Raw genomic sequence first — 14,716 nt, forward strand, 5'->3', positions numbered from 1 at the left:
ACTCCCCTACTCCCCTACTCCCTATCCGCTTCCGCGGCCTCTGCCAGCCAATGTCGAGAAGACCCAACCGGCCGAGTTCCCGGTCCATCGCGCGCGCGACATCCTTGCGTTCGGCGCCGATGTCGCGCAATTGGCGGTCCGGAAGATCCTCGACGTTCTCCTGCGGGATGTTAACCGCAACTTTCGCATGGCGAAACCAGTCAAGCGTCGCGTGCAGCCAGGCCGGGCGGGTGATTGGAGGAGTTATAACTATGTGGGACATGGCACAATCCACTTCATTCGGATGTCAAATCCGGTTTGATGTTATTTCGATGGTGCCATCATGCCGGATTGAAATTAAAACGAGAAACGAGTAATTTTCTCAGCATCTTCAAGTTTTGTTTGAGGATTGAAAATGCTCGACCGGCCTCTCTTCGTCCTGCAGTGATGGCGCGCCTGCTTCCGGGAACCCGTGCGCTGAGGACGCTCGAAGCGGCGGCCCGGCACCTCAATTTCACCCGCGCCGCCGACGAGCTTGGCCTGACCCCGGCCGCGGTCAGCCACCAGATCAAGGAAATCGAGGATCAGCTCGGCATCGTGCTGTTCACGCGCACCAGCCGCACGATCCGGCTGACCGAGGCGGGCGCGGTGCTGTTCGAGGCCTCGACCGACGCGCTCGACCTGCTTGGCCGGGCCGTCTCACGGGCGCACAAGCTGGCGCGTGGAACGGCGCTGCTGAAAGTGACCCTCGACGCCCAGTTCGCGACAAAATGGCTAATGCGACGCGTCGACGATTTTCGCAAGCAGCGACCGGGCATCGAGCTCCGTTTCGACATTGCCTCCGAATTGCGCGATTTCGAGCTGGACGACGTCGATGTCGGCATCCGTTTCGGCGCGGGAAAATATCCGGGCCTTTGCACCCACCGGCTGTTCGACAACATCATCATTCCCGTCTGCAGCCCCAGCCTGCTGGCCTCCAGTCCGCCGCTGCGCGAGCCACGCGATCTCTTCCATCACACGCTCGCCCATATCGAGTGGGCGCGACAAGGCGTAACCTGGCCGAACTGGCGGATGTGGATGGCTGCGGCCGGCGTCGACGATTTCGACGACAGCCGAACGATCGTGTTCGGCACCTCGACCGACGCCGTTCAGGCCGCACTCGACGGCAATGCCGTCGCACTCGCTGATTTTGCGATGGTGGCAAACGACCTTTCCGAGGGCCGGCTGATCCGGCCCTTCGAACTTGGCATCAAGGTTCCGCCCGACTTCGCCTATCATCTGGTCTATCCCATCGGATCGGCTAACGACCCCAGGATCGTGGCGTTCAGGGATTGGCTCCTGAACGAAGTTCACAACCCGCAGCCGGACCCGACGCTTGGATGAGCTTTAGGTCGGATATCTCACACTATCCGGGTTAGGTCGCTCAGAGTGATCAGCCGGCAGTCGTCGAACTATTTTTCATGGCAGCGTCAGCCCGCGACTTCCCCTGCGCCGAACCAGCCGATCACCGCGCCGATGATGAGCAGCACGCCGAGCCAGTGGCCGCAGTCGATGATGGTCAGGTCCCAGCCGAACCCTTGGTAGCGATGATTGACGGAAAGCGTCGTGGCAACGAATCCCAGCCAGAGGACGAAGCCGAAGACGAGCCCGGCAATGAGGCTCGGTTCGCCACCGGTCATCGCTCCGATGATCAGGGACATGACGAGCGCCATGACAATTTCCGCGACGAAGCTGATGACGAAGGGCAACGGCGATTTACTCATGGTCGCCGGATCAAGCTTGGCGGCCTTGAGCCACGGCTTGCTCAGGCCCATGTACCAGGCAGCGCCGAACAACCACGCCACCACCGCGGCGACGATCACCGCCAGCCAGTTCACTGCTGAAAAATCCATGATTTCCCTCCCCGAAAGCATGTCGCCCGAAAGCATGCCCCCGGGCCCGAACCGGGGGTGCCCAGCAGTTCTGGGACAACGACATGCGTATTCTCAAATCGATGCGTGATGGAAACGCCTGTTCGGCGATGCCGTCAAGCAAACCGCCAGACGGTCGTGCGTTTGACCAGGGCATCTTCCAGCGCCCGGGTTACCGCCACCTCGTAGACGGCGAGCGGCTCCAGTCCAGTTTTCGGCATATAGGAGCGGCCGGGATCGCCAACGATGATGTCGGCGCCACGCGCCTTCAGCGTAGCGAACCATGGCATCAGCCGGTCGGCGAAGGATTTGTCGTAGAAGACGTCGCCGGCCAGAACCACATCCCAGCCCGTGTCGGTTCCGATGCAGTCCGAGCCGAGGAACTTTAACGCGACGTCATTGGCCTCGGCGTTGAGGCGGATCGCGGTCGCGCAGAACGGGTCGATGTCGGCGGCGATCACCTCTGCCGCGCCGGCCTTGGCCGCCGCAATGGCGACAAGGCCGGAACCGGAGGCAAAGTCGAGCACGCGCTTGCCGTGCACATCAGATGGATTGTCGAGGATGTAGCGGGCAAGGCCTTGGCCGCCGGCCCAGGCGAAGGCCCAGAAGGGCGGCGGCAGGCCGATTTCGGCCAGTTCGTCCTCGGTCCGCTGCCACAATTCATGCGCCTCGTCGGCCAGATGCAGCACGATCTCCGGTACGTGCGGCGGCGCCGTCAGCGCCGTGTTGTCGAGGATGAAGTTTCTCGCGCTGTTTGGCGTCAGCGCCGTCACGGCGCCGGCGTCAGGTCGCCCATGCGGCAGACCTCTTTCCATTCGGCCGGCGTCACCGGCTGCACGGAAAGCCGTCCGAGCCGGACCAGCGCCATCTCGGCAAGCTTGGGGTTGGCCTTGACCTGCTCCAGCGTCACCGGCTTCGGCACATCCTTGACGGCGCGGATATCGACGCATTCCCAACGCGGATCGTCAGTAGTGGTGTCCTGATGGGCCAGCGCGCAGACCTCGACGATGCCGACCACATCGAGCCCGTCGTTGGAGTGGTAGAAGAAGCCGAGATCGCCGATCTGCATCGCCTTCATGTTGTTGCGCGCCGCATAGTTGCGCACGCCGTCCCATTGCGTGCCGGCCTTGCCCTTCGCCTTGAGGTCCTCGAAGGAGAAGACTGAGGGTTCGGATTTGAACAGCCAGTAGTTCATTGTTTTGCTCCCCTTGGCAGCTGGCGATCAGCTACAGCGCCGCGAGTCTTTCAGACGCGCAAAGGACGCTGCAGCACTTTGATTTTGCGCATGATCCTTTCCGAAAATCGATTCCGATTTTCGGGGTCATGCGCTCGCCGGCTTGTTGAAGGTCCAGTTCCATTGCCGGATTTCGACGCTCTCGAACAGCCCCGCCCTGGCGTAGGGGTCTGCTGCCGACAGCGCTTCTGCCGCCGCCAGATCGGGCGCCTCGACCACGACGAGGCTGCCGTTCGGCTTGCCGTCGGCGTCGAGGAACGGACCGGCGAAGGCCAGCTTGTTCTCGCCGTTCAGTCCCTCCAAAAAGGCAACATGCTCGGGCCGCGTATCGAGCCGCACCTGCAGCTCTCCAGGCTTGTCCTTGCAAATCAGCGCAAACAGCATCTTTCCATCTCCGGATTGTTCAACATTACACGTCGGTTTCGGTCTTCAGCGGCCTTGTCATCAGCGCCGACACAGCCTGGCGGATGGTGATCGTGCCGTCCAGTATGGCGGCGACGGCGGTGATGATCGGCGCATCGATGTTGCGCTCGGAGGCGATGCGGGCGGCGATCGCCGCCGTCGGCACCCCTTCGGCCAAGGGCAGCCCGGCAAGTGGCTTGCCTTGCCCCAGCGCCAGCCCGTAGGCGAAATTGCGCGACTGGGCGGACGAGCAGGTGAGCAACAGGTCGCCGAGGCCGGAAAGCCCCATCAGCGTCTCCGGCCTGGCGCCGAAAGCAGCGCCGATGCGGCGCAATTCGACGAAGCCGCGCGTCACCATGGCGGCCTGGGCGCTGGCGCCGAGCTCGGCGCCGGTGACGGCGCCGGCGGCAATGGCGAAGACGTTCTTCAGCGCGCCGCCGATCTCGACGCCGATAAGGTCGTCGCTCGAATAGCAGCGCAGATTCTGCGCCGAAAAGCGCGCGGCCAGGTCGGCCGCCAGACCCTCATTGCCGGCGGCGACCACCACGGCCGTCGGCAGCCCCCTGGCGACGTCAGTGGCGAAGCTCGGGCCGGACAGGGCGGCGACCGGATTTTCAGGCAGGATCTCTCCAGCGATCGCCGACAGCAGCGCGCCGGTGTCGCGCTCGATACCCTTGGCGCAGAGGACCAGTGGGACGTCTTTCGGAAAATGGGCTTTCGCGGTGGCCAGCATGGCGCGCAGCGACTGCGCCGGCGCCACCGCCAGCACGCAGTCGGCGCCGTCGAGCGCGGCCCCGATGTCGCTCGTTGCCACGATGCCGGCCTGGAGCGCGATTCCCGGCAGATAGCGCGGATTTTCGCCACGGTCGATCGCGGTGACGGTCTCCGGGTCGCGCGCATAGAGCCGGACGAAATGACCGGCGCGCAGCATAGCCAGCGCCAACGCGGTGCCCCAGGCACCGCCGCCGAGCACGGCAATGCGCCAGCCGCTTGGTACCTTGTGCCCGCTACCGCTCATGCCTTGGCTCCGCGCCGGCCCGAGCCGACCATTGGAGCGGAGATGCTGTCCAGCGGCCAGCGCGAACGCGGCACGAAATCGGCGGTGTTTTCACCCGCGATGCCGGCGCGCAACCGCTCGATGCCGGCCCAGGCGATCATCGCCGCATTATCGGTGCAGAGTTTGAGCGGCGGCGCGACGAAAGCAAAACCGGCTTTCTCGCACAGGCCTTCGAGTGTCGTCTTGATCGTCCGGTTGGCGGCGACACCGCCTGCAACGACGAGCCCAGGCTTCAGCTCGCTCGGAAATTCCTGGCGGAAACGGTTCAGCGTCCTCGCAACACGGTCATCCAGCACATCCGCCACCGCCGCCTGGAAGGAGGCGCAGATGTCGGCGACGTCCTGGTCGCTCAACGGGGCAATGGCAGTCGCCGCCTGGCGCACGGCGGTCTTCAGCCCGGAAAAGGAGAAATCGGGCTGCGCCGAGCCTTTCATCGGCCGCGGGAAGGCGAAGCGCGCGGCGTCGCCGGCCGCCGCCGCCCTCTCGACATTCGGCCCGCCTGGATAGGGCAGGCCGAGCATCTTGGCCGTCTTGTCAAAAGCTTCGCCGAGCGCATCGTCGATGGTTGTCGCCCAGCGCTGGTAGTCGCCAACGCCGCGCACCGCGACGATCTGCGTGTGGCCGCCGGACACCAGCAGCAACAGGTAGGGAAAGTCGAGCCCGTCGGTCAGCCGCGCGGTCAGCGCATGGCCTTCGAGGTGGTTGATGGCGATCAGCGGCTTGTTTGCGGCCGCGGCAATGGCTTTCGCCGTCATCAGCCCGACGATCAGCCCGCCGACCAGGCCGGGGCCGGCGGTCGCAGCAATCGCGTCGATGTGGGCGAGATCGACGCCCGAATCGGCGAGCGCGGCCTCGATGATGCCGTCCAGCGCCTCGACATGGGCGCGTGCGGCGATTTCCGGCACGACGCCGCCAAAGGCGGCATGCTCTTCGATCTGGCTGAGCACGATATCGGACAGGATTTTCGGCGCGCCGCCGCCGTCCAACGCTACGACGCTGGCGGCGGTCTCGTCGCAACTCGTCTCAATGCCCAGAACGCGGATCAATTCGTTGCCATCCCTAGAGATTGTGTAACCAGGCTTTCCCCGTTAGGAGAAAGCCGGGAAAACGGCCTTGATCTGCCGGGGGTTATCACGGACGGCGCGCCATGCAAACAACCTTGAAAATCGGAACACGCGGCAGCCCGCTGGCGCTGGCGCAGGCGCATGAAACGCAAGCGCGGCTGATGGCGGCGCACGGGATGCCGGTGGAGGCGTTCGAAGTGGTCGTCATCTCGACCAGCGGCGACCGCATCCAGGACCGGCCGCTGGCGGAAGCCGGCGGCAAGGGGTTGTTCACCAAAGAGATCGAGGAGGCGCTGCTGGCTCGCCGCATCGACATCGCCGTACATTCGTCAAAAGACATGCCGACGGTGTTGCCCTACGGGCTGGAACTGTCCGCCTTCCTGCCGCGCGAGGATGCCCGCGACGCTTTCGTCGGCAAGGCGGCCAAAACGATCGCCGGATTGCCGCACGGCGCGAAGGTCGGCTCGTCGTCGCTCAGGCGCCAGGCGCTGATCCGGCGGATGCGACCGGATCTCGACGTGGTGATGTTCCGCGGCAATGTGCAGACGCGGCTGCGCAAGCTCGACGAGGGCGTCGCCGAGGGCACCATCCTTGCCTATGCCGGGCTGAAGCGGCTCGGGCTCGAAGATGTCACCACCGAGCTGATGCCGCTCGATAGCTTTCCGCCGGCGCCGGGGCAAGGCGCGATCTGCATCGAAAGCCGCGTCGGCGACCTCGATGTGGAAAGGATGCTGACGATAATCCACGACGTGCCGACCGGGCAGGCGCTGGCCTGCGAACGCGCCTTCCTGGCAGCGCTCGACGGTTCCTGCCGCACGCCGATTGCCGGCCATGCGACGATATCGGGCGAAACGGTCTTCTTCGGCGGGCTGATCATCTCGCCGGATGGCGCGCAATCCCATGAGGTCAAGGTGGAAGGCCCGGCGCAGGATGCCGCGCGCATCGGCGATGAAGCCGCCCGGACCGTGCGGGCCAAGGCCAGCGAAAAATTCTTCGACGGCTGGGCCTGACATGCGTCGCGTCCTGGTGACGAGGCCGGAGCCGGGTGCCTCGCGCACGGCGCAGCGGCTTGAGGACGTGGGTTTTGAGCCGATCCTGCTGCCGCTGACTGAAACGGTGGCGCTGCCGCTCGATGCGGACGGGATGGCAATCAATGCCGTGGCCGTTGCCGTCACCAGCGCCAATGCCGTGCGCCATGCGCCGAAGGAAATCATCGCAGCGCTTGCCGGTTTGTCTTGCCATGCCGTCGGCAGACGGACAGCGGAGGCCGCCCGTGCAGCCGGGTTTGTGTCCGTCGGCGAAGGACCGGGCGATGCCGAGGCGCTGGCGGATGCGCTTGCCGGCGATTACGCCGGACAAACCGTCGTCTATCTGTGCGGGCGGGTGCGGTTTTCGGGTTTCGAGCAGCGGCTGCAGCCGGCAGGCGTTCGGGTTCGGGTCGTTGAGACCTATGACACCGTTGCGCTGGATTATTCCGACGAGGCCGTTCTTGCGCGCTTGTCCGGCAGGCCGGTCGAGGCGGCGCTGCTTTATTCGGCCAAGGCGGCCACAGCGGTGCAGGCCCTGGCCGGTCGGCCGGCGCTGGGTGAGCTTTTTAAAAAGACATGTTTTTTTGCCCTGTCCGGACGTATCGCCGCAGCCTTGGAGACTGTTGCCTCAGAACAGCTCCGCGTTGCGCCGGAGCCCAGCGAGGAGGCGCTGCTGGAGCTTTTGCGGACGTCGCCTTGACCCCGTGTCATCACGCCGCCCCTTTTCACCGCTTGGTGATGTGCTAGACCCTTCCTGAACCATCCCGAAGCGAATTTTTGCGGAGCCCAAGCATGGTCAAGACGCCGAAGATGCGGCATTCGAAAAGCCGTCGTGAGCCAGTGACCATCGAGCTCGAACCCGGCGCTGTCTCGCGCGTTGCCGACGAGGATGCAGCCAACGGGCGGACCGACGAGGCGAAGGCTGAGGAAGCGGCAAACGCGGCGCAGCCGGAAGCGCCTGAAGAACCCGTCCATGCCGACCAGACCGACATCGAGCCGTGGGAACATGCCGAAGCGGCCCCGTCAGCCGGCTCGGACGAGCCGGCAGAGGGTGGCGCCAAAAGCCCTGAAGGACCCAAACCGACTTATCCGGCCGGCTCGGAGGCATCGGCGAACCGGGGCTTCGACTACAGCTTCGACGACGCATCGACCAAATCGAGTGGGACAGGGGCCAGTGGGACGGGGACCAGTGGTATGGGGACCAGCGGCACCGAAGAGGCGCCGAAGGAAACCCCGACAGGGAATGAAGATATGGCAGCACAGCCGAAGCGTGGCGGCATCAACGGCATCGCTGCCGGCATTATCGGCGGCGTCATCGCGCTGGCTGCCGCCGGAGGGCTGCAGTTTGCCGGCCTGCTCGGCGCGCCAGGGGGTGGCGATTTATCCTCGGGCGGCGTGTCGCTCGATGGCGTCAATAGCGAAATCGCTTCTCTGAAGAGCGAGATTGCCGGGCTCAAGGATACAGCCGGCAGCAATGACGCCTCGGCCAAGGTGGACGGGCTGTCGTCGGCGCTGGATCAGGTCAAGACGGATGTCGCGGCGCTGAAATCGGCGATCGAGCAGGGCGGAGCAGGCGACACAGCCGGGCTTGCAGCCCTCGGCGATAAGATCAGGCAGATCGAGACGGCGGTTGCGGCGCTTGGCCAGACCGGCAACACGGCGGCGGTCGATCTCGGACCGCTCAACGAAAAGCTGGCCGGGCTCGACGCGGCGGTGAAATCCGCCGGTGAGACGGCGAAGGCACAGGACGGCCGGCTCGCGGCGCTGGAACAGTCGGTGTCGCAGCTTTCCGGCAAGGTCGAGGAACAGGTCGGGCAGCCGAAGGTTGCGCTCGCCATCGCCGCATCGGCGCTGAAGGCAGCACTCGACCGTGGTGCGCCATTCGCCGCCGAACTCGAAACTTTTGCGGCGATTTCGCCGGATGCTCCAGCGATCGCAGCCTTACGTCCCTACGCCGAAACGGGCGTTCCGACCCGGGCTGATATCGCAACCGAAATGCCTGCCGCCGCCAGTGCCATGGTCGCTGCCTCCGAGCCCGTCGACCAGAATGCCGGCTTCCTGCAAAACCTGCTGTCGAGCGCGCAATCGCTGGTCAAGGTCAGGCCGATCGGTGCCGTCGAAGGCCCCGGGGCACCGGAAACCGTCGCCCGCATGGAGGTGGCGGTGAACCAGGGCGATTACGCCACGGCGCTCAGCGAATACGATAGGCTACCCGAGGCGGTGAAGGCCGCCGGCGCCGATTTTGCCGGCAAACTGAAGGCGCGAATCGAGGTCGAGAAGCAGGTCGACGCGCTGATCGCCAGTGCGATGAAGGCGTGAGGGCAACCCGATGATTCGCATTTTGCTCTTCCTCGCCGTGGTTTTCGCGCTCGGGCTGGGTTTCGCTTGGCTGGCCGACCGCCCGGGCGAGATGGTGGTCACCTTCAGCGGCTATCAATACCAGGTCAGCCTGATGGTGGCGGCGGTGGCGGTCGTTGCCGTGGTTGCCGCGGTGATGATCGTCTGGTGGCTGCTCAAGGCGCTGTGGAACAGCCCCTACACCATCTCGCGCTATTTCCGCGTGCGCCGTCGCGATCGCGGCTATCAGGCGCTGTCGACCGGCATGATTGCCGCCGGCGCCGGTGACGGAGCGCTCGCCCGCAAGAAGACCAAGGAAGCGGCAAAGCTGATCCGCTCCGACCAGGAGCCGCTGATCCAATTGCTGGAGGCGCAAGCCTCGCTGCTCGAAGGCGACCATGAGGGTGCCCGGGAAAAGTTCGAGACCATGCTCGACGATCCCGAAATGCGGTTGCTCGGCCTGCGCGGGCTTTACCTCGAGGCCGAACGCCTCGGCGACCGCAACGCGGCGCGGCACTACGCCGGCCGCGCCGCGGCGATGGCGCCGCAGCTGGCCTGGGCCGCCGAATCGACGCTGGAAGACCTGACCGGGCGCGGCGACTGGGACGGCGCGCTGAAACTGGTCGAGGCGCAGAAATCAACGCGGCAGATCGAGCGCGATGCCGCCAACCGGCGTCGCGCCGTGCTGCTCACCGCCAAGGCGCAGGCGCTGATCGACAGCGATCCCAATGCCGCCAAAACCGCTGCTCTGGAGGCCAACCGGCTGCGGCCGGATTTCGCGCCGGCGGCGGTAATCGCAGCCAAACTGCTGTTCAGACACAATGATGTGCGCAAAGGCGCGAAGATCCTCGAAACGGCGTGGAAAGCCGAGCCGCATCCAGAGATCGCCGAGCTTTACAGCCACGCCCGGCCAGGCGATGCCGTGCTCGACCGGCTGAACCGGGCGAAGAAGCTGCAGGAGATGAAGAAGAACCACGCCGAATCGTCGCTGGCGGTGGCGCGCGCCGCGCTCGACGCGCAGGACTTTTCAACCGCCCGCAAAGAGGCTGAGGCAGCCATCCGCATGGATCGCCGCGAAGGCGCCTATCTGCTTCTGGCCGACATCGAGGAGGCCGAGACCGGCGATCAGGGCAAGGTGCGGCAGCTTTTGTCCAAGGCTGTGCGTGCACCGGGCGATCCGGCCTGGGTCGCCGATGGCGTCGTCTCCGAACGCTGGGCGCCGGTGTCGCCGATCACCGGCAAGCTCGACGCCTTCGAGTGGCGAGCGCCGATGGAGCGGCTCGGCCAGCTCATCGACAGTGACGAGGATGCGCCGGACGCCGTGCCAACAATCGCGGCGCCAACGAAGTCGGCAAAGGAAAATGTGATCGAGCTGAACCCCGCTGGTTCGGCCGAAAGACCGACCACCTCAGCGGCATCGGAAACTGGTGAAGACGATGTTGAGCCGGTCACCGCGACAGATGCGGAAGCTGTCGAACCGGTGGAGGAAATGGCCCGGCTGCCCGACGATCCCGGCGTCGATCCGGACGACGAAGACCAAAAATCGCCACGCAAGTTTCGATTGTTCTGATTTGGCTGAGCTTGCTAGTTTTGGCGGATGGGAAGTAGGAATCACATGTTCGAACGCGTTCTGTCGTTTCTGAAAGACCTGCCGGGAGTTGGCAGCGCCGGCAACAACGCCGATGATCCGCGCGTTGCTGCATCCGCCCTTCTCTACCATGTGATGAGTGCCGACGGCGTGCGTCAGGATGCCGAATGGGAACGGTTCAAGGTGGTGCTGGCGGAAAGCTATTCGATCAGCGGCGACGAGCTCGACGCGCTTGCCGCTGCCGGCGAGCGGGCCGACAATGAGGCGATCGACCTCTACGCCTTCACCAGCGTTTTGAAGCGTCAGCTCGATCCGGACGCGCGAAAAGCCTTCATCGGCCTGATGTGGGAAATCGTCTATGCCGATGGCGAATTGCACGAACTCGAGGACAATATCGTCTGGCGGGTCGCCGAGCTGATGGATGTCGAACGCCACGACCGGGTCGAGGCACGCCGCAAGGCGGCCGCCGAAGTGCCGGGCGCGGCTGGAACGTCGAGCGACGAATAGACGGGATCCCCCGATGCCACCCACGCCGAGGCCGAGACCAAAAATCCTGATCGTGCTGCATCAGGAGAGTTCGAGCCCAGGGCGCGTCGGCCACATGCTTATCGAAGAAGGCTTCGACCTCGATCTCCGCTGCCCGCCGCTCGGCGACGCCTTGCCGGAAACACTGGACGGTCATGCCGGAACCGTGGTGTTCGGCGGACCGATGAGCGCCAATGACGAGGACGAGTTCGTCCGCCGCGAAACCGACTGGCTAAAAATTCCGCTCAGGGAGAACCGGCCGTTGCTCGGCATCTGCCTCGGCGCGCAGATGCTGGTCAACCATCTTGGCGGCAAGGTCGAAGGCCATGGCGAAGGGCTGGTCGAGATCGGCTGGTATCCGTTGACAGCGACCGAGGCGGGCAAGAAGCTGATGCGCTGGCCCGAGATGGTCTATCAGTTTCACCGCGAGGGCTTTTCGCTGCCGAAGGACGCGACGCTGCTGGCGACGGCCGAAACCTATCCCAACCAGGCTTTTCGTTATGGCGACAATGCCTGGGGCATCCAGTTCCATGGCGAATTGACCAGGGCGATGATGCAGCGCTGGGTTGTTCGCGGCGCGCATCGCTTCGAGTTGCCCGGCGCGCAGCCCGGTCGCGATCATCTCGGCGGCCGGCTGATCTGGGACATGCATCTGAAGCGCTGGCTTGGCGAATTCCTGCAGACGATCTTCGGCAAGCCCGCGCTGTCGTGAGCGTGCTCCGGATCAGTTTCGCCCGTTGAGGTGGCGGACCTTGCGCAGCTGCGGGAACAGCACCGCCCACAGCCCGGCGACAACGACTGCCCCGACGCCGCCAATCACCACCGCGGGCACAGTGCCGATCAACGCCGCCATGGTGCCGGCGCGGAATTCGCCAAGCTCGTTGGAGGCGCCGACGAAAACCTGATTGACGGCGTTGACGCGGCCGCGAACCTTGTCCGGTGTCCACAGCTGGATCAGCGTCTCTCTGATGTAGACGCTGAACATGTCGGTGGCGCCGAGCAAGGCGAGCGCTGCGATCGACAACCAGGTGATGGTGGAAAGGCCGAACAGCACCGTAAAGGCGCCGAACAGCGCGACGAAACCGAGCATGACCACGCCGGCATGGTTGCGGATCGGATGCCCGGCCAGCCAGATGGCGACGCAGATGGCGCCGATCCCCGGCGCCGAACGCAACAGTCCCAGGCCCCATGGGCCGAGTTCGAGGATGTCGCGGGCATAGACCGGCAGCAGCGCCGTGGCGCCGGACAAAAGCACGGCGAACAAATCGAGCGAAATGGCGCCAAGCACGATCTTCTCGCTCCAGATATAGCCGAAGCCGGCAAACAGGGTCTGCATCGTCGGCCTGTCGGTCTCGCTGCGTTGGGCAGGCTTTGGGATGGTGAAGACCAGCACCGCGGCGACAAACATCAGAACGGCAGCGGTACCGTATGCCGCTTCCGCCGAGAGCCCGTAGAGCAGGCCGCCGGCGACCGGTCCGACGATGGTCGCTGTCTGCCAGGCTGACGAATTCCAGGCGATCGCGTTGCCGAAATCCTCTGGCGGCACCAGGTTGGCGAACAGCGAAGCCGCGGCCGGTCCGAAGAAGGCGCGCGCGATCCCGAACATGGCGAGCACGCCGAAGATCAATCCCGGTCCGCTAAGGCCGCGCAGCGTCAGCAGCAGCAGGGCCAGCGCGCAGATCGCCTCCAGCAGCACCATCAGCGCCATGATCAGACGGCGGCCGAAACGGTCGGCGACCACCCCGGTGATCAGCACCAGCAGCAGCGAAGGCAGGAACTGGACAATGCCGACAAGGCCGAGATCGAACGGATCGCGGGTCAGGTCGTACACCTGCCAGCCGACGGCGACGGATACGATCTGGGTGGCGAATGTGGCGAGGAAGCGTGCCGCCCAATAGCTCAGGAAGGGCTTGTGCCGGAAGGCGGCATAGCGCCGGTCGGGCGGTGCGTGAGGTTCGGGTGTCATGAATCAGGCCCCGTGGCAAGGAAGTCGGCCGGCGGGGCACTTCCACGAGGCGCTGGTCCGACCACAGCGCTCTTAACGCAGTTCGGTGCGAGGCGCGCGCAAAAATCGGCCCTGGATCAAGGATTTCCGGCTATCATGCTAATTGCACAGCTCGGCAGGGGTGGAGAGGTTGTTAGGTGCGCAGGTTGAGCCCCCCTCTGTCCTGCCCTCTTGCCACAAATTGGCATCTCCCCCTCAAGGGGGGAGATTGGACGTCGCGACGGCTTTCGCCAATCTCGAGCGTCAAAGGCGACTTCGAACGCGTCAGACCGTGGCCTTGGGCTTCCTGGTCTTCTTGACCGGCGCCGGCGGGGCGGCCTTGCGGCCCAGGCCGATCGCCTTCGCCAGTTGCGAGCGCGAGGCCGCATAGGTCGGCGCGACCATCGGATAGTCAGCCGGCAAGCCCCATTTGGCGCGGTAGGCATCCGGCGTCAGTCCGAAATGAACGCCGATATGGCGCTTCAGGGATTTGAACTTCTTGCCGTCTTCGAGGCAGATGATGTAATCCGGCGTCACCGATTTCTTGGGATTGACCGCCGGGATCAGCGGTGCTGCGACCGGAACGGCGGGCTGGCCGAGCCCACCTATCGACGCGCTGACGCTGGCGATGAGATCGCCGAGCCCGGAAGCGGGCAAGCGGTTCTTCTCGACGTAGGCGGACACGATGTGAGCGGTCAGCTCGAGAAGGTCGATGTCCTTGCGGGCTTTGTTGCTGTCGTCGGTCAATCTATTTTCTCCGTTAGTGGGGTTGCAGAATTCCTAGTCGGCAAATCTGCATAACGCAATGACGCCGCACCACGCCACACATTATTTTGAATAACAATACTAACGGCCGGGCCAGATCAACAGGTCTGACCCGAACCGCTATAATATCAGACAATCAGGGATTTGTCGCGCCACAGTCGAAATCCCCCTTCGAAGGCGCGTGTGTTGTCGCCACGCCTGCAACCGGCAGGCAATTCGTCCAGTTTGTCGACATTGCCGCCGCCGATGACCACATAGTCAGGCTGCAGGGCGGCGCGCAGCCGCTCGACGACGTCCAAGACGTGTTTGCGCCATTTCTTCTTGCCGCGCTTTTCAAGGCCGCGTTCGCCGACATAGTCCTCGAAGCTGCCGCGCTTCTTATAGGGAAGATGCGCGAGCTCCATCGGCTGGGCGACGTTGTCGAGGATCATCGCAGCACCGAGGCCGGTTCCGAGGCCCAGGAACAGCATGCGCCCGCCTTCATAGCTGCCGACGGCCTGCATCAGCGCGTCGTTGACCAGCTTCACCGGCTTGCCGAACTGCGTGGCGAAGTCAAATCCGGCCCAGCCCTTGCCGAGGTTGGCGGGGTCGGCCAGAGGCCTGTTGTGGCGAACCGGGCCGGGATAACCGATCGAGACGACGTCGTAGGGCAAGCCATCGGCGAGCGTCTGCACAGAAGCGATCATCTGCTGCGGCGTCAGGCCGGGTCCGGAATCGGCTCTGCGCTCCTCGCCGCCGGCGCTGGTGAGGATCTTGACATGGGAGCCGCCAATATCGATCGCAAGCACAATCTTTTCGCTGTCCGATGCCGGCTTTTTCGCCGCTTTGGCCACTGCGTCGCCT

At 64.7% G+C, this 14,716-nt stretch carries 17 protein-coding genes; 7 read left to right on the forward strand and 10 right to left on the reverse strand.

Annotated elements, in window-relative coordinates:
* On the reverse strand, positions 1–262 hold a 262-nt coding region (locus NMG80_RS25125; protein ID WP_254020599.1), incomplete at its 3' end, for a hypothetical protein.
* Positions 263–426: 164 nt separating this feature from the next.
* Here NMG80_RS25125 and gcvA point away from each other — a divergent pair.
* The gene (gene gcvA, locus NMG80_RS25130; RefSeq protein ID WP_254020600.1) at positions 427–1,362 is read left to right on the forward strand and encodes a transcriptional regulator GcvA; all 936 of its coding nucleotides are present in this window, start codon (positions 427–429) and stop codon (positions 1,360–1,362) included.
* Between the two features lie 86 nt (positions 1,363–1,448).
* Here gcvA and NMG80_RS25135 read toward each other — a convergent pair whose 3' ends face one another.
* The 6 genes from NMG80_RS25135 to tsaD form a co-directional block, all read right to left on the reverse strand.
* A complete protein-coding gene (locus NMG80_RS25135) occupies positions 1,449–1,871 on the reverse strand; it encodes a DUF1761 domain-containing protein (protein ID WP_254020657.1) in 423 nt (140 codons plus the stop codon).
* A 134-nt stretch (positions 1,872–2,005) separates the two neighbouring features.
* Entirely contained in the window at positions 2,006–2,704 is a 699-nt protein-coding gene (locus NMG80_RS25140) for a class I SAM-dependent methyltransferase (RefSeq protein WP_254020601.1), read from the reverse strand.
* The gene (locus NMG80_RS25145; protein WP_027154811.1) at positions 2,659–3,084 is read right to left on the reverse strand and encodes an EVE domain-containing protein; all 426 of its coding nucleotides are present in this window, start codon (positions 3,082–3,084) and stop codon (positions 2,659–2,661) included. The genes NMG80_RS25140 and NMG80_RS25145 overlap by 46 nt, the downstream gene beginning before the upstream one ends.
* Before the next feature lie 126 nt (positions 3,085–3,210).
* Positions 3,211–3,507: a YciI-like protein gene (locus tag NMG80_RS25150; RefSeq protein WP_254020602.1), complete on the reverse strand. Its 297-nt coding sequence runs from the start codon at positions 3,505–3,507 to the stop codon at positions 3,211–3,213.
* A gap of 25 nt (positions 3,508–3,532) precedes the next feature.
* Positions 3,533–4,543, reverse strand: a complete 1,011-nt coding sequence (locus NMG80_RS25155) for an NAD(P)H-dependent glycerol-3-phosphate dehydrogenase (RefSeq protein WP_254020603.1) — start codon at positions 4,541–4,543, stop codon at positions 3,533–3,535.
* A complete protein-coding gene (gene tsaD, locus NMG80_RS25160; protein ID WP_254020658.1) occupies positions 4,540–5,625 on the reverse strand; it encodes a tRNA (adenosine(37)-N6)-threonylcarbamoyltransferase complex transferase subunit TsaD in 1,086 nt (361 codons plus the stop codon). Before tsaD ends, NMG80_RS25155 begins: the two co-directional genes overlap by 4 nt.
* A gap of 104 nt (positions 5,626–5,729) precedes the next feature.
* Between tsaD and hemC the strand changes: the two genes are divergently transcribed.
* From hemC to NMG80_RS25190, 6 genes are all read left to right on the forward strand, one after another.
* Positions 5,730–6,656 (forward strand): hydroxymethylbilane synthase, encoded by a 927-nt coding sequence (gene hemC / locus NMG80_RS25165; protein WP_254020604.1) that lies wholly within the window; start codon positions 5,730–5,732, stop codon positions 6,654–6,656.
* A 1-nt stretch (position 6,657) separates the two neighbouring features.
* Positions 6,658–7,374: a uroporphyrinogen-III synthase gene (locus NMG80_RS25170; protein WP_254020605.1), complete on the forward strand. Its 717-nt coding sequence runs from the start codon at positions 6,658–6,660 to the stop codon at positions 7,372–7,374.
* Between the two features lie 92 nt (positions 7,375–7,466).
* Positions 7,467–8,993, forward strand: a complete 1,527-nt coding sequence (locus NMG80_RS25175) for a phage tail protein (RefSeq protein WP_254020606.1) — start codon at positions 7,467–7,469, stop codon at positions 8,991–8,993.
* 10 nt (positions 8,994–9,003) lie between these two features.
* A complete protein-coding gene (locus NMG80_RS25180; RefSeq protein WP_254020607.1) occupies positions 9,004–10,581 on the forward strand; it encodes a heme biosynthesis protein HemY in 1,578 nt (525 codons plus the stop codon).
* 45 nt (positions 10,582–10,626) lie between these two features.
* Entirely contained in the window at positions 10,627–11,106 is a 480-nt protein-coding gene (locus tag NMG80_RS25185; protein WP_254020608.1) for a tellurite resistance TerB family protein, read from the forward strand.
* A 13-nt stretch (positions 11,107–11,119) separates the two neighbouring features.
* The gene (locus NMG80_RS25190) at positions 11,120–11,836 is read left to right on the forward strand and encodes a glutamine amidotransferase (RefSeq protein ID WP_254020609.1); all 717 of its coding nucleotides are present in this window, start codon (positions 11,120–11,122) and stop codon (positions 11,834–11,836) included.
* Positions 11,837–11,848: 12 nt separating this feature from the next.
* Here NMG80_RS25190 and NMG80_RS25195 read toward each other — a convergent pair whose 3' ends face one another.
* The 3 genes from NMG80_RS25195 to NMG80_RS25205 form a co-directional block, all read right to left on the reverse strand.
* Positions 11,849–13,090 (reverse strand): MFS transporter, encoded by a 1,242-nt coding sequence (locus NMG80_RS25195; protein WP_254020610.1) that lies wholly within the window; start codon positions 13,088–13,090, stop codon positions 11,849–11,851.
* Between the two features lie 303 nt (positions 13,091–13,393).
* Positions 13,394–13,855, reverse strand: a complete 462-nt coding sequence (locus tag NMG80_RS25200) for a Ros/MucR family transcriptional regulator (RefSeq protein ID WP_023800548.1) — start codon at positions 13,853–13,855, stop codon at positions 13,394–13,396.
* 146 nt (positions 13,856–14,001) lie between these two features.
* The gene (locus tag NMG80_RS25205) at positions 14,002–14,706 is read right to left on the reverse strand and encodes an ROK family protein (RefSeq protein WP_254020611.1); all 705 of its coding nucleotides are present in this window, start codon (positions 14,704–14,706) and stop codon (positions 14,002–14,004) included.
* Positions 14,707–14,716: the final 10 nt, after the last annotated feature.

It is taken from the genome of Mesorhizobium escarrei (genome assembly GCF_935825525.1).
GTDB lineage: Bacteria > Pseudomonadota > Alphaproteobacteria > Rhizobiales > Rhizobiaceae > Mesorhizobium > Mesorhizobium escarrei.

Bases quoted from the DNA above. Each gene is read 5' to 3' on its own strand.
- gcvA (WP_254020600.1), top strand. From the start codon at position 427: ATGGCGCGCCTGCTTCCGGGAACCCGTGCGCTGAGGACGCTCGAAGCG.
- NMG80_RS25135 (WP_254020657.1), bottom strand. From the start codon at position 1,871: ATGGATTTTTCAGCAGTGAACTGGCTGGCGGTGATCGTCGCCGCGGTG.
- NMG80_RS25140 (WP_254020601.1), bottom strand. From the start codon at position 2,704: ATGGAAAGAGGTCTGCCGCATGGGCGACCTGACGCCGGCGCCGTGACG.
- NMG80_RS25145 (WP_027154811.1), bottom strand. From the start codon at position 3,084: ATGAACTACTGGCTGTTCAAATCCGAACCCTCAGTCTTCTCCTTCGAG.
- NMG80_RS25150 (WP_254020602.1), bottom strand. From the start codon at position 3,507: ATGCTGTTTGCGCTGATTTGCAAGGACAAGCCTGGAGAGCTGCAGGTG.
- NMG80_RS25155 (WP_254020603.1), bottom strand. From the start codon at position 4,543: ATGAGCGGTAGCGGGCACAAGGTACCAAGCGGCTGGCGCATTGCCGTG.
- hemC (WP_254020604.1), top strand. From the start codon at position 5,730: ATGCAAACAACCTTGAAAATCGGAACACGCGGCAGCCCGCTGGCGCTG.
- NMG80_RS25170 (WP_254020605.1), top strand. From the start codon at position 6,658: ATGCGTCGCGTCCTGGTGACGAGGCCGGAGCCGGGTGCCTCGCGCACG.
- NMG80_RS25175 (WP_254020606.1), top strand. From the start codon at position 7,467: ATGGTCAAGACGCCGAAGATGCGGCATTCGAAAAGCCGTCGTGAGCCA.
- NMG80_RS25180 (WP_254020607.1), top strand. From the start codon at position 9,004: ATGATTCGCATTTTGCTCTTCCTCGCCGTGGTTTTCGCGCTCGGGCTG.
- NMG80_RS25185 (WP_254020608.1), top strand. From the start codon at position 10,627: ATGTTCGAACGCGTTCTGTCGTTTCTGAAAGACCTGCCGGGAGTTGGC.
- NMG80_RS25190 (WP_254020609.1), top strand. From the start codon at position 11,120: ATGCCACCCACGCCGAGGCCGAGACCAAAAATCCTGATCGTGCTGCAT.
- NMG80_RS25195 (WP_254020610.1), bottom strand. From the start codon at position 13,090: ATGACACCCGAACCTCACGCACCGCCCGACCGGCGCTATGCCGCCTTC.